Source organism: Bradyrhizobium sp. KB893862 SZCCT0404, assembly GCF_018130885.1.
GTDB classification, from domain to species: domain Bacteria; phylum Pseudomonadota; class Alphaproteobacteria; order Rhizobiales; family Xanthobacteraceae; genus Bradyrhizobium; species Bradyrhizobium stylosanthis.
The window spans coordinates 548,024-570,070 of record NZ_JAFCLT010000002.1 but is presented as its reverse complement, the minus strand read 5'-3'; the positions used below and the strand labels follow the sequence as shown (position 1 = coordinate 570,070).

Below are 22,047 nucleotides of genomic sequence, written 5' to 3'. Positions count from 1 at the left end.
TGCTGCGCCAGGACGCATGTGGAAGCTCCCGGGAGGTCGTCCCGGGAGCATGTCCTCGCTAGTTGCTGAGCTTGATGAAGCTCGGGAACTTGACGTCCACCTTGGCGACGTCCTTGGGCCAGACCGCGCTCTGCTTGCCGTCCTGCCATTGCAGCATCAGCCCGGTGATCAGGCCCTTGCCGTATTTGATCGAGTGGGTGAACTGATCGTCCTTGCCGTAGAACTGGACGCGGCCGATCGTGCCTTCCCAGTCGGTCGCCTCCAGTGCCGTGACGAGCTTGTCGGCCTCGGTCGAGCCCGCACGCTTCACCGCATCGGCGATGTAATAGACCTCGTCATAGGCGGTGTAGCCGGCATAGGACGGATAGTTGCCGAACTTCTTCTTGAAGGCTTCGGCGAACGGCACCGACTTCGGCGTCACGGCGACGCCCGGTCCGGAGACGCCCTGGTAGAGCACGCCTTCGGCGGCCTGGTTGGTATCCTTGCCGAAGGTCTCGTTGGTCGCCTGCGAGGAGATGCCGAACATCGGAATCGGCACCTGCTGGTTCTTCCACTGCACCGTCGGCTGCACGCCGACATGAGAGATGCCGGTGATGATGACGTCGGGCTTGGAGCCCTCGATCTTGTTGAAGATCGGCGTGAAGTCCGTGGTATCGGGCGAGAAGCGGATGTGGTCGAGGACCTTCAGCCCGATCTTGGGCAGGCATTCCTCGTAGCCGATGTCGAGCGGCTTGGTCCAGGCGGCGTCCTCGCTCATGATCACCGCCGACTTCATGTGCATCCTGTCGACGAGCAGATCCTTGGCGGCGTCGCAGACCGAGAGCGCGAGCGCGGCCGAGGTCAGATAGCCGTGGAAGGTGTACTTGTTCTTCTCGTAATCGGCATGAACGCTCTTGCTGATCTCGTTGGAGGCAGCACCGGGCGTCACGAACGGCGTCTTCAGACGAGAGGCCCACGGCTCCAGCGCCAGCACGACCTCGCTGATGTAGCTGGCGATGACCGCGTTGACCTTGTCCTCGTTCACCGCGCGCTGGAATGCGCGCACCGAATCCGCCGAGGAGGAATGATTGTCGTAGGAGATGATCTCGATCTTGCGGCCGTCGACGCCGCCTTTGGCGTTGATCTCGTCGGCGGCGAGTTGCGCCGCCTGTGGAATGGATGCACCGGCAATCGCCTGCGCTTCCGCGATCACGCCGATCCGAAGCGGATCGGCTGCAAGTGCCGCGCCCGATGCCGTCATCAGCACACCGGCGGCGGCCGTACCGAGTGCTATTCGCAACGCAACAGAGAGTCGTTTTTTCATGTTGTTCTCTCCCTTTGAACAGGCCTCTTGTGAGCCATTATGTCGCGACTATACCGGCCGAGGCCTTCTCGGCAAGTGAAACCGCGTTCAGGATTGTGAGAAGAACTAAAGTCTAGAGCATGCGCAAATCGCAGGCAGACAAGATGCGAGACACGCATCGCGAACGCAGGCATGCAGATTCCGCCGACAGGCATGCGTGAGTATCAACGGCCTCAAGCAATCGACGGTTGACGATCCGCGATGCCGTCGAGCGGTTCGAAGTGCGTGCATCTCCCGTAGCCGGATGGAGCGAAGCGCAATCCGGGGTCTTTACATGCAGCGCACTCAGTCCCGGATTACGCTGCGCTCCATCCGGGCTACGAAAGCAACGCTGGATCGAGCGGCCTCAGCCGCGCAGGATCGAACGGCGCGAGATCCACCTCGCGCGTTGCGCCGTCGGCGATCAACTCGGCCAGCGCTTCGCCGGTGGCGGGTGCATTGAGGATGCCCCAGACATTGTGTCCGGTCGCAACATAGAGGCCTTCGCTGTGCGGCACCCTGCCGATCAGCGGCAGGCCGTCCTGCGTCACCGGCCGGAAGCAGGCCTGCTGCGCGATGATCCTCTCGGGGCGGAAGAGCGGCGACATCCGTTCGGACATGGCTTGCAGCCGCGCGATCGCATCGAGGTCCGGCGTCACGGCGGCGGGATCGAGCGGCAGCGGCGCGATGTCGGAGAGGGCCGTGATGTGGGTGCTGCCATCCGCGCGCGGAAAGACCTCGATCGAAACCGCGCTGCCGTCCTCTTCATACTCCAGGAACAGCGCGTCGGCCGGCACGTCCGCGGCGGTGTCGTAGACGATGCTCGGACTGCGCTGGCCGTAGACGGCGGGCAGGCTCATCCATTGCGCCGCCAGCAGCGACCATGGCCCCATCGCGATCACGACGGCATCGGCCGCGATGACGCTGCCTTCGACCTCGACACCCCCAGCACAATCGCCATCGCGCGCGATGCCGGTGACGCGGCCGGAACGAAGCTCGGCGCCGAGCGCGAGGGCGGCGTCCATCACGGCCGCCGTGAACTTGCGGGGATGGACGATCGCAGTCGTCTTCGCCGTGCCGATGCGCTGCGTGATCACGACGCCGTCATTGAGCCAGCCGAGCGCGGACGGCGTGTCCCGGCGCGCATCGCCGTCGGGCGCAACGAAGCCGCTATAGGCACTCATCGGCCGGTGGCCCCAGTCGCCCGCGATCTCGCCGGGCAGTTGCGCATGAAGCGCAAAGCTGCGCCGGGCCAAGGCATCGAGCGGCGAGCCGGCGCACCAGTCCTGGGCCAGGAAACCGCCGGCCTTGCCGGACGCGGCGGCTGCGACCTCGGTGCGTTCCACGACCGTCACGTCGATGCCGCGGCGGCGCAGGAAATAAGCGGTGCAGGCTCCGATCACGCCGCCGCCGCAGACTACAACGCGCATGATGTCTTCCTGGCTCGCTTCACGTCCCGGGGCACCTTGCTCCCGCGCGGAGACAACCTAGCTCGCGTAGCCCCGTTCCAGCGATTGCCGCTGCCGGTGCCGGTCCAGCGCGAGATCGACGAGGCGGGTCAGCAGCTCGCCATAGGGCACGCCCGAGGCCTCCATCATCTTGGGATACATGCTGATGGAGGTGAAGCCGGGCAGGGTGTTGATCTCGTTGAAGCAGAACGCGCCGCTCTGCCGGTCGAGGAAGAAGTCGACGCGGGCGAAGCCGCTGCATTCGAGCGCGGCGAACACTTGTGTCGCCAGCGACCGCACGCGTTCCATCTGCGCGGCATCGAGCCTCGCGGGCAGGTCGACCCGTGCGCCGTCGGGATCGAGATACTTTGCCTCGTACGAATAGAACTCGTGATGGGCATTGGGATTGAGCTCGCTGGCGAGGCTGGCGAACAGCGTCTCGCCCTCGAGCACGGCGACCTCGATCTCGCGCGCGTCGATGCCTTGCTCGACCAGCACCTTGACGTCATAGCGAAACGCATCGTCGAGCGCAGCTCCAAGAGCATCCCAGGACTTCACCTTGTGAATGCCGACGCTGGAGCCCATGTTGCACGGCTTGACGAAGACCGGCAGGCTCAAGCCCTCGGCCGCCTTCGCGAGCGAGGTGGCGCGATCCTGTGTGAATGCCTTGCGCGTGAGCACGCGATAGGGCGCGATCGGAACCCCGGCGAATTCGGCGAGCCGCTTGGCGACGTCCTTGTCCATGCTGACGGCGGAGGCGAGAACGCCCGATCCGACATAGGCGATTTCGGCGAGTTCAAGCAGGCCCTGCATGGTGCCGTCCTCGCAGAGCGGACCATGGATCACGGGAAAGACGACGTCGATTTCGAGCGGCTGCATCGTGCCGGCGGACATCGGCACGAGAGAGACGCGTCCATCGACGTCTCGGGCGAGCCGTGTCTCGGGCGCGTCGGGCAGGATCGGCAAGGACGCCGTCTGCGCCAGGTCGAGAGCACCGAGGTCGTTCCATTGCCAGCGGCCGGCCTTGTCGATGGAGACCGGGATCACCTCGAAGCGGGTGCGGTCGAGATGCCTGAACACCGAGGCTGCCGATTTCAGCGAGACCTCATGCTCACCCGACCTGCCGCCATAGAGGACAACGACGCGAATTTTTTCTGCCATGGCTCAATTATCACGCGCCCGGTCCGGAAGTCACCTCCGTTGCCCCCGGTCGGCACGCGGGCCAAAACAGTTCGGCGCCGGCGAGGCCCGCCGGCGCCGTGTCGTGATAACACCTGCCGCGCTTCAGCCCGGCCCTGCGCCTTGCGTGGCCGTGTACACCGCGTAGAGCGACTGGCTCGCGGCCATGAACAGGCGGTTGCGTTTGGGGCCGCCGAACGTGATGTTGCCGCAGACTTCCGGCAGGCGGATGCGGCCGAGCAGCTTGCCGTCCGGTGACCACACCGTGACGCCGCTATAGCCGACGGCGCGGCCGGCGTTGCTGGAGGCCCAGACATTGCCGTTGACGTCGCAGCGTAGCCCATCGGGCCCGCACTTCACGCCGTCGATCACGCAATCGCTGAACTTCTTTGGGTTCGAGAGCTTGTTGTCCGTGCCGACGTCGAACACGAAGATCTCGCCCTTGCCGCCGGGCCCGGTGTCGCCCGGTCCCTTGCCGGTCGAGGCGATGTAGAGCTTCTTGTAGTCGGGCGAGAAGCACAGCCCGTTCGGATCCGGCACCTGGTCCTCGGTGACGACGAGGTCGATGCGGCCGGAGGGATCGATGCGATAGCAATTGGTCGGCAGCTCGCGCTTGCCCGGCACGAAGCCCGCGGGCTGGCCGATCCGCGGATTGAGCTTGCCGCCCGCATTGCTCGGGCCGCCCGCGACGTCGGGCTCGCCTTCGTAGAGCTGGCCGCCATAGGGCGGATCGGTGAACCAGTAGCTGCCGTCGGGATGCGCCGCGATGTCGTTCGGCGAGTTCAGCCGCTTGTCCTGGTATTTGTCGGCCAGCACGGTGGCGGTGCCGTCGTGCTCATAGCGCGTGACACGCCGGGTCAGATGTTCGCAGGAGAGCTGGCGGCCCTGGAAGTCGAACGAGTTGCCGTTGGAATTGTTGGAGGGCGTGCGGAAGACGCTGACGCGCCCGTCGTCCTCGGTCCAGCGCATTTGCCGGTTGTTGGGAATGTCGCTCCACAGGAGATAGCGGCCTTGCGCGCTCCAGGCCGGACCCTCGGCCCACAACAGGCCGGTATAGAGGCGCTTGATCGCGGTGTTGGGCTGGGCGAGGTCGTTGAAGGACGGATCGACCGCGATGATATCGGGGTCCCAGAAATAGGTGGTCGGCGCGCCGTTGGGGCTGAAATCGCGCGGCGGCGTGGTGATCGTGGTCGGCGGTGCGGCAGGCCCGGTCTGGGCCAGCGCGGGGCCGGCGACGGTGGCGGCGGCGCCGAGCGCCAGTCCCCGGACAAGCGTACGTCGTGAAAGCGCAGCATCGTGCTCATGCGGCTCGTGGTCACGAGCCTCCTTGAGTGTCATCGCGTCCTCCCGGTCATGTTTGGCTGGCCGGTTGATCCGGCCGAGCGCAAGAAGGTTAGTCCGGTCTGATGACGGTTGCGAGGGGGAGATACGCAGCCTCCGCGTGATGTCGCGAGATCGCCGCACCATTGCCGCATTGCGCTTGTGCGCAGCGACAATTCGTCCTGTGCATGAGCGCGAGACCGGAGCTGGTTTTGAAGCCTGTCAAGCCTTGACCTCGCGCGCCATGCTGGCAGAACGGTGCCGGGGGAGAAGAGGCCTGAACTTATGGCGGTAGCTGTCGTCGTCCTGATCATGTTGCTCGCGATCGCATTTGCGGCGGGCTATTTCACGCGCGACTACCTCTCCCGCAAACGACGGGAGCAGGCGCGCCGCTGGCGCGGCTACACCGGGCCGAGCTGGCTCGCCTCTGAGCCCGCCAACACCAACGAGGTCGCGAACACCAACGCGGCCGTGCCGGTGCCCCCCGGCGAGCTCGGCCAGATGCTGGACCGCTGGGAGACCAGGGCGCGCGCCCGCCGGGCCGGCTAGCCGCAGGCCGCCACGCGGGCTCCATAGGTCACCTATGCTGACCATCTTTTGGCGTTGCAGTTGCGCCCGTTTCTCGTCTAGAAACGGCCCTATCGGGCCTCCCAGCAACCAACCGTCAACGGTTTTCGCCGAGGATTTGGGGCTCAAAAGGGTCTGGCAATGCTGATTCGCGGCCAAATCGATGGGATTTCGGGGGAGGTGGCTCTGGCCGCCGCCACGATCCCGGCCGCGCTGCTGCCCACCCTCCTTATTGGCGGCCTCCTTCTTACTTGCCCCTGAGGGCCGGCTGGGCGCCATGCGCCTGGGCGCTCAGGGGTTGGTCGAGATCACCGGACACCTCAAGCGCCCAGCACACTGACGGCGCAAAAGCTCAAAAGGAAATTTGCAATGGCCCCCGCGAACAAGTCCGACAAGGACCGCGTCATCATTTTCGACACCACTTTGCGCGACGGCGAGCAGTGCCCCGGCGCCACCATGACCTTCGAGGAGAAGCTCGAGGTCGCCGAGCTGCTGGACGATATGGGCGTCGACGTCATCGAGGCCGGCTTCCCGATCACCTCGCAGGGTGACTTCGAAGCGGTGAGCGAGATCGCCCGCCGCTCCAAGAACTCCGTCATCGCCGGCCTGTCCCGCGCCCATCCCGCCGACATCGACCGCTGCGCCGAAGCGGTGAAATTCGCCAAGCGCGGCCGCGTCCACACCGTGATCGCGACCTCGCCGTTGCACATGCGGGTGAAGTTGAACAAGACGCCGGAAGAAGTGCTCGAGACCTCGGTCGCCATGGTCGCGCGCGCCCGCAACCAGATCGACGATGTCGAATGGTCGGCGGAGGACGGCACCCGCAGCGAGATGGATTTCCTCTGCCGGATCGTCGAGGCCGTCATCAAGGCCGGCGCCACCACGGTGAACATCCCCGACACCGTCGGCTACACGGTGCCGGAGGAATACACCCACTTCATGAAGACGCTGATCGAGCGCGTGCCGAACTCGGACAAGGCCGTGTTCTCCGTGCATTGCCACAACGACCTCGGCATGGCCGTGGCGAACTCGCTGGCCGGCATCGTCGGCGGCGCGCGCCAGGTCGAGTGCACCATCAACGGCATCGGCGAGCGCGCCGGCAACGCCGCGCTCGAAGAGATCGTGATGGCGATCAACGTGCGCAACGACAAATTCCCGTACTGGAACAAGATCGACACCACGCAGCTGACCCGCGCCTCGAAGGTGGTGTCGGCGGCGACCTCGTTCCCGGTCCAGTACAACAAGGCCATCGTCGGCCGGAACGCGTTCGCGCATGAGAGCGGCATCCACCAGGACGGCGTGCTGAAGGACGCCTCCACCTACGAGATCATGCGGCCCGAGATGGTCGGCTTGAAGCAGTCCTCGCTGGTGCTGGGCAAGCATTCCGGCCGTCACGCCTTCGTGCACAAGCTGGAGGAGATGGGCTACAAGCTCGGCCCGAACCAGCTGGAAGATGCGTTCACGCGGATGAAGGCGCTCGCCGACCGCAAGAAGGACATCTACGACGAGGACATCGAGGCCCTGGTCGACGAGGAGATGGCGGCGTCGCACGACCGCATCAAGCTGACCTCGCTGACCGTGATCGCCGGCACCCATGGTCCGCAGCGCGCGACCATGAAGCTGGACGTCGACGGCCAGATCAAGATCGAGGAGGCCGAGGGCAACGGTCCGGTGGATGCGGTATTCAACTGCATCAAGCGCCTGGTGCCGCATGAAGCCAAGCTCGAGCTGTACCAGGTCCACGCCGTGACCGAAGGCACCGATGCGCAGGCGGAAGTCTCGGTTCGCCTGTCGCAGGACGGTCGTTCGATGACGGCGCGCGCGGCGGACCCGGACACGCTGGTGGCCTCGGCCAAGGCCTATCTGGGCGCGCTCAACAAGATCGTCATGAAGCGCCAGCGCGACAATGTGACGACGGCGGCGGCGAGCTGAGAAGCACCGCTGCGAGTTGTTGCACCTCTCCCGCTTGCGGGAGAGGTCGACGCGAAGCGGCGGGTGAGGGTTCTCTCCTCTGGGGGAATGTCCCGTTGCGGAGACACCCTCTCCACAACCCTCTCCCGCAAGCGGGAGAGGGGGCGCAGCGCCATTCATGATGAATAGCTGCCCTGCTAACGGCCAATAGCACCTGCCCCTGCTTCCCTATAAAGCTGCCTCCCAAGAAATGAAGGCTTGGGGCCGGCGGTCCGCGCCCCACAAAAACGTACTGGAGGAAGCATGCGGAAACTGATTTGGGCTGCGGCATCGATTGCGGCTTTGGCGCTGACCGGGTCGGCATCGGCGCAGTCGCCGATCATCATCAAGTTCAGCCACGTCGTCGCCACCGACACGCCGAAGGGCAAGGCCTCGGAGAAGTTCAAGGAGCTCGCGGAGAAATACACCGGCGGCAAGGTCAAGATCGAGGTCTACCCGAACTCGACGCTCTACAAGGACAAGGAAGAGCTCGAGGCGCTGCAGCTCGGCAGCGTGCAGATGCTGGCGCCGTCGAACTCCAAGTTCGGTCCGCTCGGCATCCGCGAGTTCGAGGTGTTCGATCTGCCCTACATCCTTCCCGATTTGAAGACGCTGCGGAAAGTGACGGAAGGCCCGCTCGGCGCGCGCCTGCTCAAGCTGCTCGAGCCCAAGGGCATCACCGGTCTCGCCTACTGGGACAACGGCTTCAAGCAGATGAGTGCCAACAGGAAGCTCGTCACACCTGCCGACTACCAGGGCGTCAAGTTCCGCATCCAGTCCTCGCGCGTGCTGCAGGCGCAGTTCAAGGCGCTCGGCTCGCTGCCGCAGGTGATGGCGTTCTCCGAAGTCTACCAGGCGCTGCAGACCGGCGTGGTCGACGGGCAGGAGAACACCTGGTCGAACATCTATACCCAGAAGATGCACGAGGTGCAGAAGTACATCACCGAGACCAACCACGGCTACATCGGCTACGTCGTGATCGTGAACAAGAAGTTCTGGGATGATCTGCCGGCGGATATCCGCGAGCAGCTCTCGAAGGCGATGAAGGAAGCGACCGACTTCAACAACGCGCAGTCCCAGAAGGAGAACGACGACGCGCTGGCGGAGATCAAGAAGAGCGGCAAGAGCGAGATCATCAAGCTAACGGCGGAGCAGGACGCTGCGATGCGCAAGGCGATGGAGCCGGTCTACAAGGACGCCGCGAGCCGCGTCGGCCAGCCGCTGATCGACGAATTCCAGAAGGAAGCCAAGGGCGCGACGAACTGATCGTCACGACGAACTGCTCACGCCCTGCGCGGAAAAATAATGCATGAACGAAGGGCTTCCGTGCACTGCACGGAAGCCCTTTTGTTGCAAATCGTTTCAGTATGCATCTGAATGGACATTCACGGCAGTTACATCTCTGTAAGAACGCCCTCCCTGTCCAAGTTGTAAGTTGCGCGTCAGCCTGCGCGCGCTCATCCTCACGTCCATCCTTCCAGAGGAGGTACGTCATGAGGAAGTTCACCATCGCCGCCATCGCCGTGCTCAGCATCGCCGGCTCGGGCGCGGTCTATGCCCAGTATCATCGCCCGTGGATGGAGCACTTCCGCCACATCCGCATGAACCCGGAGGATCGCGCCGCGTTCGTCGACGCGCGCATCGCCGCCGTCCATGCCGGGCTGAAGCTCAACGCCGACCAGGAGAAGCTCTGGCCGCCGGTCGAGGCCGCAGTGCGCGACTTCGCCAAGCTGCGTCTCGATCGCGCCAACGCGCGCATGAACGCCAGCCCCGGCGATGCCGCCAGCGCCGACAAGCCGGATGATCCGATCGCCCGCCTGCGCCAGCGCGCCGAGGACATGGGGGCGTCCTCCGCCGCCCTGAAGAAGATCGCCGATGCCGCCGACCCGCTCTACAAGACCCTGGACGAGGGCCAGAAGCGGCGCCTCGCCGTGCTGACCCGTCACCGCGGCCCGTTTGGCGGCGGCGAGGACGGCCCGCCCCGCCACTTCATGGAACGGGGCATGGACCGCATGATGGAGCGGGGCATGGAGCACTTCCGCCGCGACCATTTCGACCGCGACGGCGGCCCGGACCGGGATCGCGAGGGCCGTCTCTGAAACACCCGGGATTTCCCGGGGGAATTAACCCTGGCGAAGCCGCTGGAATCCAGCGGCTTTTCGCATTTCCGGGGCTGTGGAAGAACATTGGAAAACATGCGCCGCATCGCTTGCCAGACCCGGATCGCTTTGCTAAACGACCGGCCTCGCAAGGCTTTGACCGGCCTTCGGGCGCATAGCTCAGTTGGTAGAGCAGCTGACTCTTAATCAGCGGGTCCCAGGTTCGAGCCCTGGTGCGCCCACCATTTCAAAGCCCTGCTGCTGCGGGGCTTTTCAATTCCAGGCAGAAGCAAAGAGCGTTCCGTGCAACGCTTTTCGCCGTGCGGGCGGGCGACCTTTTTCTTTGCTTCTGCAGCTCGACCCATTCGATAGAGCGCGCAGATGCGATGGTACGGGTCGATCATGTCCCCGTCGCAGAACGGGACACCAAGGCGAGCAAGACTGTGAACGTGTGATCGAACACCCCTGCGTTGATCATTGGGGGCACTCCCTCTCCATGATCGCGCGAGCCAGCTCCGACGGATTTTCGACAGCTGAGAAGTGGCCGGTCTTCTTGAGCGTCACCATCCGTGATGCAGGAATCAGCGATCGTGTGCGTTCGCGTTCGTCCGGCCGAGACCAATCGCTGTCGCCATAAATGAGCGTCACGGGCGCTGAGATCTGCTGATAGTAATCGCGTGCCTTGCTCCAGGATCGCCAGCCTGCCAGTACCTTGCGGGCGCCCCGCTTGTATCCGGGGCGACGAGCTACTTCATCGAACTCGGCAAGCAAATCCGCCGGCAGTTTGCGTGGGTCGTGATATCCGCCGCCCATGATCTTGCCGAGGACGATCTTGTTTTCAAGCGAAGCATTGATCGCGCCGAGCACCGGGATCTGCAGGCTTCCGATGATGAAATTCGCGAACCGGTTGCCACGTCGAATGCCGTCGCCGTAGCGGGTCTCGTAGTCGTACGGGTTGATTGCAACGACCCGCTGCACCCGCTGCGGAAGCGATGCCGCTACGGTGAGGACCAATGCGCCCCCGATCGATTCGCCAACGAGCGTCACGTTGGAAAGGTCCAGCTCCTCGATGAAGCGTATGACGGCTCGCCTGAAGTAGGGTTCATCGAAGCTCGCGCTTGGATCGATGGGTGAGTGTCCGTGACCCGGAAGGTCAATGGCGTACACCGTGTGCGATCCGGCGAGGAGGGGCGCAAGAGCGCGGAAATATTCGAGCTGAGTCCGGATCGTATGTATGAGGAGCAACGGAGGCCCGCTGCCGGTCTTTTGAAAACGTACGCTCAACCTATCCGATATCTTCAGCAAACTTGTTTGGGCTTCGGTCATACCGAGCATTCGATCTCTCCGTGCTTCGAGGGCGCACGCTTTCAAGCGGCAGTGACGCCGCGAACCTGTTCGGCCGCTGCATCCAAAAGGGCCTGAGCCAGATCAGGGTCGTTGACGACGCGCGATAGCGTCACCGCGCCGACCATCGTCGCGAGAATGGCCATGGCTTTGCCGCGCGAGACTTCGTCGGTCCCGGCGATGAAGCGGCCGATCACGTCGAGATGCGCTTTGATTCCCGCTTCGAATTCCGCCTTCACGTCAGGCCCCTGTCGGGCCGCATCTGCGCCGAGTGCCACGATCGGGCAGCCGTCCATCTTCTCTCCGCGATGGCCGTCACTGAGGTAGAACCCAATCACCGCGCCGAGCGGATCGTCTGGATGTGCCGCGGCTGCGTCTGACCATCGTCCTGATGCGCTCTCCAACGCGCGCTTGGACGCCTCTACCGCCAGATCCTCTTTTGATGCGAACTGCTTGTAGAAGGCGCCTTGGGTCAGCCCGGCACCCTTCATCAGGTCCTTGAGGCCGATGCCATCGAAGCCGCGCTCCCTGAAGAGGCGGCTTGCCACATTGATCACGGTTTGGCGGTTCTCGGCCGCCTGAGTGCGACTGACTCGCATCGCGGATCTCCATTTGGATTTCGTTCGACTTCTATATTGCATATAGAGTTCGAATGCAATCTATCAATCCCTAAGGCTGGAGTGCGGCGCCTGGACCAATGGGCATTGGGATCACGTTCCCGTTAGCCTCAGAAAATAGATTGCGATCGACATCTAAAATGAATATAGAGGTCATACGAAATCTAAAATCCAGAGGAGATGGGTCATGATGAGGGGAATTGCGGTGCTTGCAAGTATCTTGGTGCCGGCGGGAGTGGCGACCTTCGTTGCTCTTGCGATTCCTGCTCATGAAGCCTCTGCGGTCAGCGACCCAAGGCAGGAGCCCCCGATGGTTCGTCTGGTCACGGCTGCCCGAGTCGGCGGATCTGAGCGCGGTTTCACCGGGATCATCGGCGCCAGAGTGGAAAGCAATCTCGGCTTTCGCGTCGCCGGGAAGATCGTCGAACGATTGGTGAATGTCGGTGAGCAGGTCAGATCCGGCCAACCGTTGATGCGGATCGACGAAACCGACCTGCGCCTTGCGGTGACAGCAAAGCGCAACGCCGTCGCAGCTGCGCGTGCCGTTGTCGTTCAGACCGACGCCGACGAGAGGCGCTACGCCAATCTGGTGAACGACGGATGGACTTCCAAACAGCGCTACGAGCAGGCGAAGGCCGCATCGGATACCGCAAAAGCGCAGCTCGCCGCAGCCGAAGCCGAAGCAGGGGTCGCCGAGAACCAGGCGACCTATTCTGTCCTGGTGGCGGATGCGGATGGAACGGTCACCCAGACGCTTGGCGAGCCCGGCCAAGTCGTCGCCGCCGGCCAGGCGGTGGTTCGGCTGGCACAGTCCGGTCCTCGCGAAGCTGTGGTGGCGCTTCCCGAAACGACCCGGCCGGCGATCGGATCGCTCGCCGACGCGAGCCTGTATGGGAGCGACCGGCGCCGCTTTAGCGCGCATCTGCGCCAGTTGTCGGATTCCGCCGATCCCCAGACCCGCACTTACGAGGCCCGCTATGTGCTCGATGGCGACGCCGCGGCGGCGCCGCTGGGCGCAACGGTCACCATTCGGCTTGCAAGCCAGGATCATCAGCCGGAAGTCCAGGTGCCGCTGGGAGCCGTGCTCGATGACGGCAGAACGACAGGCGTTTGGGTCTTCGAGAACGCGACCTCGACCGTACGGCTCCAGCCCGTCAAGCTTCTGCGTGTGACCAGCGAGACGGCGGTTATTTCAGGATCGAACTCCGGTGACCAGATCGTTTCCCTCGGCGCTCACCTCCTGCATGAGGGCGCGCGTGTCAGGATTGCCTCTGAAGCCAGGAGCAACTGATGAGCTTCAATCTTTCCGCGCTCGCCGTTCGCGAGCGGGCCGTCACCCTGTTCTTCATCCTCTTGCTGGCGGCCGCGGGCGTCTACGCCTTCATCATGCTCGGACGGGCCGAGGACCCGTCCTTCACCATCAAGACCCTGACGGTCACCACTGTGTGGCCGGGCGCGACCGCACGCGAGATGCAGGACCAGGTCGCCGAACCCCTGGAGAAGCGGATTCAGGAACTGACCTGGTATGACCGGGTGGAGACGACGACGCGGCCCGGTTATGCGTACATGACGGTGACGCTGAAGGACAGCACACCGCCGTCGAGCGTGCAGGAGGAGTTCTACCAGGCCCGCAAGAAACTCGGAGATGAAGCGCGCAAGCTGCCCTCCGGCGTGCTCGGCCCCTTCGTCAACGACGAATATTCGGACGTGAGCTTCGCTCTCTATGCCCTCAAGGCCAGGGGCATGCCGATGCGCGAGCTCGCCAGGCAGGCCGAGGTCATCCGTCAGGACCTCCTGCATGTGCCCGGCGTCAAGAAGATCAATATCCTCGGCGAGCGTCCCGAACAGATCTTCGTCGAGTTTTCCTATGCCAAGCTGGCAACCCTCGGCGTATCGGCTACGGATATCGTCGCCGCCCTGCAGCGGCAGAACACGGTGACACCGGCAGGCTCGATCGACACCAAGGGGCCGCAGGTCTTCATCCGGGTCGATGGCGCCTATGACAGCGTCCAGGCGATCGCCGACACGCCGATTGTCGCTGCCGGGCGAACGCTGAAGCTGTCCGACATTGCCGAGGTCCGCCGCGGCTACGAGGATCCTCCCACCAACATCATCCGGCACCAGGGCGAGCCCACCATCATGCTCGCGGCGGTGATGCAGGAGGGCTGGAATGGTCTCGCCCTCGGCAAGGCGCTGGAGGAGAGGTCGGCAGCGATCGCGCGCACACTGCCACTCGGGATGACACTGGCCAAGGTCAGCGACCAGGCCGTCAACATCACCTCGGCAGTTGACGAGTTCATGATGAAGTTCGCGATGGCGCTCGGCGTGGTGCTGCTGGTGAGCCTGCTCAGCCTCGGCTGGCGCGTCGGCATCGTCGTCGCGGCGGCCGTGCCCCTGACGCTCGCCGTCGTGTTCCTGATCATGCTCGAAACCGGCAGGTTCTTCGACCGCATCACGCTCGGCGCCCTCATCCTGGCGCTCGGTCTCCTCGTCGACGACGCCATCATCGCGATCGAGGTGATGGTGGTGAAAATGGAGGAGGGCATGGACCGCATCAGCGCGGCGGCCTACGCGTGGAGCCATACTGCGGCGCCGATGCTGTCCGGAACGCTCGTGACGATCGCAGGCTTCCTGCCGGTTGGCTTCGCGCGCTCGACCGCCGGGGAATATGCCGGCAACATCTTCTGGGTCGTGGGGTTCGCCCTCATCGTCTCCTGGATCGTCGCGGTGATCTTCACGCCCTATCTGGGCGTCAAGATGCTGCCCGCGATCAAGCCGGTCGAAGGCGGTCATCATGCGATTTACGGCACGCCCAACTATCAGCGTCTGCGCGGACTCATCACCTTCGCCGTCCGCCACAAGTTCCTGACCTGCAGCATCGTCGCCGTCGCCTTCGCGCTTTCCGTCGTCGGCATGGGTGGCGTCAAGCAGCAGTTCTTCCCGACCTCCGATCGCCCGGAAGTGCTGGTGGAAGTCCGCCTGCCGGAAGGCACCAGCATCGAGACGACGACGGCCACCGTCGAGAAGCTCGAGGGTTGGCTGCACGATCAACCCGAGGCCAAGATCATCACAAGCTATGTCGGTCAGGGTGCGCCGCGCTTCTTCTTCGCGATGGCGCCCGAACTGCCCGATCCGGCCTTCGCGAAGATTGTCGTCCTGACGCCTGATGCAGAGGCGCGCGAAGCCTTGAAGCATCGGCTCCGACAGACCGTGTCGCAGGGCTTTGCACCCGAGGCCAATGTGCGCGTCACCCAGCTTGTGTTCGGACCTTACACGCCTTTCCCGGTGGAGTTCCGGATCATGGGGCCGGATCCCGCTCAATTGTACGCCATCTCTCAGAAGGCTCTCGAGGTCATGCGCGGCGTTCATGACGCGCGGCAGGCAAATCGGGATTGGGGCGATCGCACGCCCGTGCTCCGCTTCATCCCGGATCAGGACCGGCTGAACCTGATCGGCCTGTCGCCGGCCGAGGTGGGGCGGCAACTCCAGTTCCTGCTCACCGGCATCGCCGTGACGCAGGTTCGCGAGGACATCCGCAATGTCCCGATCGTGGCACGCAGCGCCGGTGGCGAGCGGCTCGATCCGGCGCGTCTGGCCGATTTTTCGTTGATGAGCCGGGACGGCCGCTCGATTCCGCTCGACCAGGTCGGCCATTCGGAAATCCGACTCGAAGAGCCAATCATGAAGCGGCGCGATCGCACCCCCGTCATCACGATACGCTCGGATATCAACGAGGCAACCCAACCTCCGGAGGTCTCCAAGGAGATCAAGACGGCCCTCCAGCCGCTTATCGCATCCCTACCGGCCGGTTATCGTATCGACCTGGGCGGATCGATCGAGGAAGCAACCAAGGCCAACGACGCGTTGGCGACGATCTTCCCCGCCATGATCGCCGCGATGCTGATCGTCGTCATGCTGCAGGTGCGGTCCTTCTCGACGATGGCGATGGTCGTCCTGACGGGACCACTTGGCCTCGTCGGCGTCGTGCCGATGTTGCTGATCTTTCACCAGCCCTTCGGATTCAACGCGATTTTGGGCCTGATTGGACTGGCGGGCATCCTGATGCGCAACACTCTCATCTTGACTGAACAAATCAAGGAGAACCTTGCCGCCGGCCTTGATGGCTATCACGCCGTCATCGAGGCCACGGTGCAACGCACGAGGCCTGTGATCCTGACCGCATTGGCTGCCGTCTTGGCCTTCATTCCGCTCACGCATTCCGTTTTCTGGGGATCGATGGCCTACACGTTGATCGGCGGCACCGCGGTCGGAACGGTACTGATCCTGCTGTTCCTACCTGCGCTTTATGCCGCGTGGTTCCGGATCAAGCCGACTGAGATCCATCGGCATTCGACGGCGGAGCCTGAATTAGGTTCAGCCATGGCCGCCGAGTAGCGCCATAGCCGGTGCGGACAGCAGCGCGATCAGGCCGCCGCCGGCGCACCGGTCAATCCGTCAAGGCATTCGTTCGATGTGGGCCCGGATCGCGGCTTGCTCGGAATCGATCCAGCCGTGCTCGCGCGCCTTGGCCACCATCTCGGCGTAATGCCGATCCCAGGCCGCATCGTCGGGGCGACCCGCGAGCGTGGGGACCAGGTCGATCGATACCAGTGCGTTGCGCTCGTCCAGCAACGTGATTCCCTTCCACTGCATCGTCGGCGATGTCGTCGGGTGAAGAACCAGCTTGAATTTGCGGAAGTCGGACGGTTCCGACAGCCGGACCTCGCCGCCGTCGAAGCATTCGATGATCACGATATCGGTCCTTCCCAGAGTCCGGCCTGTTGCGATGGAGCGCGTCGTGCCGATCGCAAGGCGATCATACCTGCGGCAGGGCGCGTAGAGCACCCTGGAAGTTGACCAGCGGATCGCCGTTGCCGCCGCGCGTCGCCACGATCCTGCCGATGAAGAGACCGTGCGTGCCGACGACCTGGTGATGATGCAACACGCATTCCAGCGCGCCGATCGCGGGCTCCAGCAGCGGCACGTCGAGGACGCCTTGCGCCCACGGCGCCGTCGCGAAGCGCTCGACGCCCTTGATGCCGCCGGCAAACCGCAGCGCCAGGTCCTCCTGCCCCCTGCCGAGCAGGCTGACCCCGAAACGCCCATTGGCGAGGATCGCGGCGTGCGTCTCGGAGCTTGAATTGACGCCGACGAGAAGGCAGGGCGGATCCATGCACAGCGAGGTGACGGAGCTGACCGTCAGGCCTCGCCGGGTGGTTTGCGTTCCCGTCGCCACGATGGCGACGCCGCTCGCGAGGTTGCGCATGGCCAGCCGGAATTCGGCGGCTTCGACCGACCGGACATCGGTCATCTGAGACATCTGGCATCCCATGACGTGCCTCCGAACCTCGCCTCGCCGGGTGCGCCTACGCCGACACCGCTTCGCCCGCGACCTTGCCGCGGCCGGATCTCAGCTCCTTGCGGATCGCCGGAATGATCCTGCTGCCCCACAATTCGATCTGCTTCAGCATCGTGCGCTGGTCGAAATCGCCGAGCTGGGTCTGCAGCGCGATGTGGCTCGGCTTGAGAATGCTGATCTCCTCCAGCATGCGGTCGATCACCTGGTTGACGCTGCCGACGGGCAGGTTGCTGCGCATCGTCTCCAGGCTCATGTCGTTCGGTCCGGCCTCTTCCTTGATCAGATAGCCGTCGTCGCTCTGGGCGCGGCGGAACTTCAGGCTTTCGGAGAGCCGGCGCTGGAAACGCGCATTGTCGAGATAGGACTGGATCTCGCTGTCGTTGTCGCTGGCATAGGCGCAGCGCAGGAAGCCGACATGCGTGTCGTCGATGGAGCGGCCTTCCTTCGCAGCGATCCCTTCGAGACGTTCGCGCAGGGCCTTGATGGCGTCGAGGCCGTTCAGGAGCGCGGTGACGAAGAGATTGTGGTTGTCTCGAATGGCGCGGCCAAGCGTCTCGCCGTGGCCGGACGTGACCCAGATCGGCGGCATCGGCTTCTGCACCGTGCGCACCGCGATCGCCGTCGGCGGCATCTTCAGGTGCTCGCCGTCATAGGAGAAGATGCGCTCGCGCATGCCGGCCTCGAGCACGTCGTAGAACTCGGCGAACAGCGCATGCGAATGGTCGAGGTCGACGCCGAAACGGTCGAACTCGAATTTCTGGTAGCCCGAGCCGATGCCGAGATCGAGGCGGCCGTTCGAGACGGTGTCGGCAAAGCCGATCTCGCCGAGCAGCCGCGCCGGATTGTACAGCGGCAGCACGCAGACCGCAGTGCCGAGGCGGATGCGCCGGGTGAGGCCGGCGCAATGCGCGACCATCATCAGCGGCGAGGGGCAGAGGCTGTAATTGTTGAAGTGATGCTCGGCGTACCAGGCCGTATCGAAGCCGGCCTGCTCGGCGATCACGGTCTGCTCGACGGCGTTGTTGATGACCTGCTGCGAGCTCTGATGATAGCCGCGCTGCTGCGCCAGAATGAATACGCCGAATTCCATCGATTGCTTCCTCCGCCTCGCGGTCGCATTTGCGATCCGCTGGTCGCTCTTGCGACGCGTTCTCATGACGTTAGGGGCTTGAGCATTTTCGAACAATTGACGTAATCTGATCATGTCCTTTGCAAAATCTGAAAAGATCGATGAATCGCCTCCAGGCCATGGAATTGTTCGTCAGCGCCGTCCGCGAGGGCAGCTTTTCGGCCGCCGGGCGCCGCGTCGGGCTCTCGCCGGCCTCGGTGTCGCGCTATATCGGCGAGCTCGAGGCGCAGCTCGGCGTGCAGCTGCTGAACCGCAGCACGCGCCATCTCGGATTGACCGATGCCGGCAAGATCTTCTTCCAGCGCACCGAGCAGGTGCTGCACGGCATCGAGGATGCCGAAGCCGCCGCGCTTTCGTTGCAGACCGCGCCGCGCGGCACGTTGCGGGTGCATTCGCGCACGCTGTTCGGCATCAAGGTGCTCACGCCGCTGATACCGGGCTTCCAGAAGCTCTATCCGGAGCTGAAGGTGGAGCTGCGCCTGTCGGAGCGGCGTCCCCAGCTTCGCGAAGGCGAATTCGATGTCGACTTCCAGATCCAGGCGCCCACGGACCCCGGCCTGATGCAGCGAAGGCTGCTGCGGAGCGAGCGGATTCTCGTAGCCTCGCCCGACTATGTCGGCCGGATGCCGAAACTGCGCGAGCCGGAGGATATCACCCGCCACAATTGCCTGACCTACTGGATGGGTCCCGACGATGTGGTCTGGAAGTTCATGCGCAGGAACAAGCTGCGCGAGATCGTGGTGCCGTCGTCCTTCAGCAGCAACAACGGCGTGGTGCTATGCGATCTCGCCGTCACCGGGCACGGCATCGCCCTGCTCGACGACTACACCGTGGCGGAGGAGGTGAAGAGCAGGCGGCTCGTTCGCCTGCTGCCGGGCTTCCGCGTGACGAACTCCACCTTCGACGAGGGCATTTACGCGACGTTTCTCCAGAGCAGCTATCGGCCGGAGAAGATCAGGGTGTTCGTCGATTACATGGCGGAGAACGTGCCCAAGCAGGTCAAGCGGTCGGCGCAATAGCCGGGCGGCCGGTCAGGGCGCGCCAAACCTGTGCGCCGGCAAGCCGCGCACGCCGAGGCCCTCGACGGCGAACAGGCCGCCGGCATCCGGATGATCGTCGGCGAGCGCGTGGCTGCGCGAGATCGACGTCACGTAGAGCACGTCGAGATCGGGCCCGCCGAACGTCACGCTGGTGGGGTGACGGACCGGCATGTCGATCGTCCGTACGATCCTGCCATCGGGCGAAAACCGCGCGATCTTGCCGATGCGCACCAGCACGGACCAGAGGTGACCCTCAGCATCGACCGTGGCGCCGTCGCATCCGGATCCTTGCGCTTCCGTGTCGGCGAAGATTCGTTTGCTGGCGAGCGGGCCGTCCGCCCTGTAATCATAGGCCCAGATGATCCGCCTTGCACTGTCGGCGAGGTAGAAGGTGCGTCCGTCCGGGCTGAAGCAGGGGCCGTTGCTCACGGCGAGGTCGCTCTCCAGCAATTGCAGCGCGCCTGAGACGTCCAGCCGATAAAGACCGCCGAGTGGCGCCTCGTCCGCTGCGCGGTCGCCATGCATGGTGCCTGCGAGGAAGTTGCCGTGGGGATCGGCCTTGCCGTCGTTGAGCCGCACCTTCGGGTGATCGAGCCCGATCGAGGGGCCGTGCGTCAGGGCCCGCCTGTCGAAATCGTAAGTCGCAAATCCGTTGCGCAAGGCGAGGACCGCGCCGCTGTCGCCTCGCAATGCCAGCGAGCCGATCGGGGCGGGCGCGCTGAACTGCTCGGCCGCGCCGGTCGCGGGATCGAGCACGTGAATCAATCCGGCCAGGGCGTCGATCCAGAACAGGCGCTGCCCGCGCTCGTCCCACACCGGGCTCTCGCCGAGCTGGTCCCTGGTTGCGCCGATGCGCCTGGTGCGGATTGCGCTCATGGTTCCTTCCGCGGGATTCGCCGGGCTTGACCGATCGGTCGGTGAAAACCTAGGTTCATTCTAAAGACTCGCTGGCTGATGAATGGATTGCGGAGTTCATGACTGAACTGTCAACGATGAAGGATGGCGTTGCGAACCAGGCCGAGGCCTCGGACCGCGTGCTGCAGATCCTCGCCGAGGCCGGCAGGCTGTTCGCCAGCAAGGGTTTCGAGGGCACCTCGATGCGCGACATCGCGCTCGCCTGCGGCATATCCAAGTCGCTGCTCTATCATCACTTCTCCAACAAGGACGAGATCTACGCGCGCGTGGCGGTCGGCTCCACGCTCGAGCTCTATCTGTTCGTGCGCGACCGCATTCCCGATGGGCCGCCGTCGCAGAAGATCCGCGCCTTCATGGTCGCCACCGCGGAATATTTCCGCCGCTACCGCTGGGCCTGGATCGCCTCGACCACCGCGTTCTGGAACGATCCCGATCGAAGCAGGCACAAGGAGCGGTTGACGCGTCGCGACCGTTTCGAGAATTTCCTGCGCGGCCTGATCCAGGAAGCCATCGATGCCGGCGAAATCCGCAAGGTCGATGTGCCCATGACCGGGCGGCTGATCCTGTCCTCGCTCAACTGGATGCATCGCTGGTACAATCCCAACAAGTCCGCGACGCCCGAGCAGATCGCCGACGTCTTCTTCGACATGATCTTCAATGGCCTGCGCAGCGGCGAGCTGGTCGCGCTTCCCGGGGCGGAGCCGCCCAAGGCCGGCCGGCGCAAGTCGCGCTGACCGGCGGGCGGCGCCGCGCACGTCGCCTCATTCCAGAACGATGTTTTGCGCCTTGATCACCGGCCCCCAGAGCGCGGCGTCCTTGGTCAATTGGGCGTCGAGCCGTTCCGGCGCGCCGGTATCGACCATCAGGCCGTCGGTCTCGAGCTGCTTTGCGATCTCCGGCTTCTGCATCGCCGCGTTTGCTGCCGCATTCAGACGCGCGATGACGTCGCGCGGCGTGCCCGCGGGCGCGTGCAGCGCGGTCCAGAACGAGGCCGTCAGATCAGGATAGCCGGATTCGGCCAGCGTCGGGATCTCGGGAAGCGTCGCCATGCGCTTGTCCGATGAGACCGCGAGGATGCGGAGCTGGCCGCCGCGCGCGTGCTCGATCACGGCGGCAGGCGTTGCGAAATTGAGATCGCACTCTCCCGACAGCGTCTCCATGATGGAGGCCGGGTTGTTGCGATAGGCAACCTCGGTGACGGCAAATCCCATCGACTTGCCCATCATGATCCCGAACAGATGCGTGACGCTGCCGGGCCCGAGCGTTGCATAGAACAGCGGCTTGTCGCGGCCCTTGGCGTAGGCGACGAAGCTCTTGACGTCGGTGGCGGGCGTGCGCGCGTTGACGGTCAGCGACAGCGGCCCGTTGCAGAGCATGGCGACGGAGGCGAAGTCCTCGAGCTTGTAGGGCAGGTTCTTGCGCAGCAGCACGTTCAGCGAAATCGGCCCGGTGCCGCCCGCCAGCAGGACCGATCCGTCCTTCGGCGCGCGCGCCACATATTGCGAGCCGACGATGCCGTTGGCGCCGGGCTTGTTGTCGACCAGCACCGGCTGGTCGAGGCTTTCCGCCATGACCTTCGCGATCGAGCGCATCAGGCTGTCGATCGAGCCGCCGGGCGCATAGGGCACGATGATGAAGATCTGCGATCCGCGCGCCCTGACGATCGCGGGTGCGCCAAGCGGTGCGGCGAGAGCGCCGGCGATCAGAGCTGTCGCCTGGCGTCGGCTGATCCTGGGCATGGGAATCCTCCTCAAAGGTC

Annotated in this window: 19 protein-coding genes and 1 tRNA gene; 9 read left to right on the top strand and 11 right to left on the bottom strand. The window is 64.4% G+C overall.

The features are described 5' to 3' along the window. Positions 1–58 precede the first annotated feature (58 nt). The 4 genes from JQ617_RS11495 to JQ617_RS11480 form a co-directional block, all read right to left on the bottom strand. Positions 59–1,303, bottom strand: a complete 1,245-nt coding sequence (locus JQ617_RS11495; protein WP_145670295.1) for an ABC transporter substrate-binding protein — start codon at positions 1,301–1,303, stop codon at positions 59–61. A gap of 356 nt (positions 1,304–1,659) precedes the next feature. After that, positions 1,660–2,751: an NAD(P)/FAD-dependent oxidoreductase gene (locus tag JQ617_RS11490; RefSeq protein ID WP_212026406.1), complete on the bottom strand. Its 1,092-nt coding sequence runs from the start codon at positions 2,749–2,751 to the stop codon at positions 1,660–1,662. A 57-nt stretch (positions 2,752–2,808) separates the two neighbouring features. Next, a complete protein-coding gene (locus JQ617_RS11485) occupies positions 2,809–3,930 on the bottom strand; it encodes a D-alanine--D-alanine ligase family protein (RefSeq protein WP_212026405.1) in 1,122 nt (373 codons plus the stop codon). A gap of 123 nt (positions 3,931–4,053) precedes the next feature. Then, positions 4,054–5,286, bottom strand: coding sequence for an SMP-30/gluconolactonase/LRE family protein (locus JQ617_RS11480; RefSeq protein WP_212026404.1), 1,233 nt, complete (start codon positions 5,284–5,286; stop codon positions 4,054–4,056). Positions 5,287–5,553: 267 nt separating this feature from the next. Here JQ617_RS11480 and JQ617_RS11475 point away from each other — a divergent pair, with 267 nt between their 5' ends. The 5 genes from JQ617_RS11475 (at position 5,554) to JQ617_RS11455 (ending at position 10,129) form a co-directional block, all read left to right on the top strand. After that, positions 5,554–5,817 (top strand): hypothetical protein, encoded by a 264-nt coding sequence (locus JQ617_RS11475; RefSeq protein ID WP_063688869.1) that lies wholly within the window; start codon positions 5,554–5,556, stop codon positions 5,815–5,817. A 387-nt stretch (positions 5,818–6,204) separates the two neighbouring features. Further along, positions 6,205–7,767, top strand: coding sequence for a 2-isopropylmalate synthase (locus JQ617_RS11470; protein WP_063688866.1), 1,563 nt, complete (start codon positions 6,205–6,207; stop codon positions 7,765–7,767). A gap of 282 nt (positions 7,768–8,049) precedes the next feature. Then, positions 8,050–9,051 (top strand): TRAP transporter substrate-binding protein, encoded by a 1,002-nt coding sequence (locus JQ617_RS11465; RefSeq protein ID WP_212026403.1) that lies wholly within the window; start codon positions 8,050–8,052, stop codon positions 9,049–9,051. 227 nt (positions 9,052–9,278) lie between these two features. Beyond that, positions 9,279–9,884 (top strand): Spy/CpxP family protein refolding chaperone, encoded by a 606-nt coding sequence (locus JQ617_RS11460; RefSeq protein WP_212026402.1) that lies wholly within the window; start codon positions 9,279–9,281, stop codon positions 9,882–9,884. Positions 9,885–10,053: 169 nt separating this feature from the next. Next, positions 10,054–10,129, top strand: a tRNA-Lys gene (locus JQ617_RS11455). 229 nt (positions 10,130–10,358) lie between these two features. Here the strand turns inward: JQ617_RS11455 and JQ617_RS11450 are convergent. Beyond that, the gene (locus tag JQ617_RS11450; RefSeq protein ID WP_212026401.1) at positions 10,359–11,219 is read right to left on the bottom strand and encodes an alpha/beta fold hydrolase; all 861 of its coding nucleotides are present in this window, start codon (positions 11,217–11,219) and stop codon (positions 10,359–10,361) included. Positions 11,220–11,251: 32 nt separating this feature from the next. Continuing rightward, the gene (locus tag JQ617_RS11445; protein WP_212026400.1) at positions 11,252–11,827 is read right to left on the bottom strand and encodes a TetR/AcrR family transcriptional regulator; all 576 of its coding nucleotides are present in this window, start codon (positions 11,825–11,827) and stop codon (positions 11,252–11,254) included. Positions 11,828–12,032: 205 nt separating this feature from the next. Between JQ617_RS11445 and JQ617_RS11440 the strand changes: the two genes are divergently transcribed. Next, entirely contained in the window at positions 12,033–13,136 is a 1,104-nt protein-coding gene (locus JQ617_RS11440) for an efflux RND transporter periplasmic adaptor subunit (protein WP_212026399.1), read from the top strand. After that, positions 13,136–16,240, top strand: coding sequence for an efflux RND transporter permease subunit (locus JQ617_RS11435; protein ID WP_212026398.1), 3,105 nt, complete (start codon positions 13,136–13,138; stop codon positions 16,238–16,240). The genes JQ617_RS11440 and JQ617_RS11435 overlap by 1 nt, the downstream gene beginning before the upstream one ends. A gap of 60 nt (positions 16,241–16,300) precedes the next feature. Here the strand turns inward: JQ617_RS11435 and JQ617_RS11430 are convergent, their stop codons facing one another. From JQ617_RS11430 to JQ617_RS11420, 3 genes are all read right to left on the bottom strand, one after another. Beyond that, positions 16,301–16,597: a hypothetical protein gene (locus JQ617_RS11430; protein ID WP_212026397.1), complete on the bottom strand. Its 297-nt coding sequence runs from the start codon at positions 16,595–16,597 to the stop codon at positions 16,301–16,303. 64 nt (positions 16,598–16,661) lie between these two features. Then, entirely contained in the window at positions 16,662–17,165 is a 504-nt protein-coding gene (locus JQ617_RS11425) for a flavin reductase family protein (protein WP_249156952.1), read from the bottom strand. Between the two features lie 46 nt (positions 17,166–17,211). Continuing rightward, positions 17,212–18,294: an LLM class flavin-dependent oxidoreductase gene (locus tag JQ617_RS11420; protein ID WP_212026396.1), complete on the bottom strand. Its 1,083-nt coding sequence runs from the start codon at positions 18,292–18,294 to the stop codon at positions 17,212–17,214. Positions 18,295–18,434: 140 nt separating this feature from the next. Here JQ617_RS11420 and JQ617_RS11415 point away from each other — a divergent pair, with 140 nt between their 5' ends. Continuing rightward, positions 18,435–19,352: a LysR family transcriptional regulator gene (locus tag JQ617_RS11415; protein WP_063688754.1), complete on the top strand. Its 918-nt coding sequence runs from the start codon at positions 18,435–18,437 to the stop codon at positions 19,350–19,352. A 12-nt stretch (positions 19,353–19,364) separates the two neighbouring features. Here JQ617_RS11415 and JQ617_RS11410 read toward each other — a convergent pair whose 3' ends face one another. After that, the gene (locus JQ617_RS11410; RefSeq protein WP_212026395.1) at positions 19,365–20,249 is read right to left on the bottom strand and encodes an SMP-30/gluconolactonase/LRE family protein; all 885 of its coding nucleotides are present in this window, start codon (positions 20,247–20,249) and stop codon (positions 19,365–19,367) included. A 98-nt stretch (positions 20,250–20,347) separates the two neighbouring features. Between JQ617_RS11410 and JQ617_RS11405 the strand changes: the two genes are divergently transcribed. Further along, positions 20,348–21,022: a TetR/AcrR family transcriptional regulator gene (locus tag JQ617_RS11405; protein WP_145662041.1), complete on the top strand. Its 675-nt coding sequence runs from the start codon at positions 20,348–20,350 to the stop codon at positions 21,020–21,022. 27 nt (positions 21,023–21,049) lie between these two features. Here the strand turns inward: JQ617_RS11405 and JQ617_RS11400 are convergent, their stop codons facing one another. Next, a complete protein-coding gene (locus tag JQ617_RS11400) occupies positions 21,050–22,027 on the bottom strand; it encodes a tripartite tricarboxylate transporter substrate binding protein (protein ID WP_212026394.1) in 978 nt (325 codons plus the stop codon). Positions 22,028–22,047: the final 20 nt, after the last annotated feature.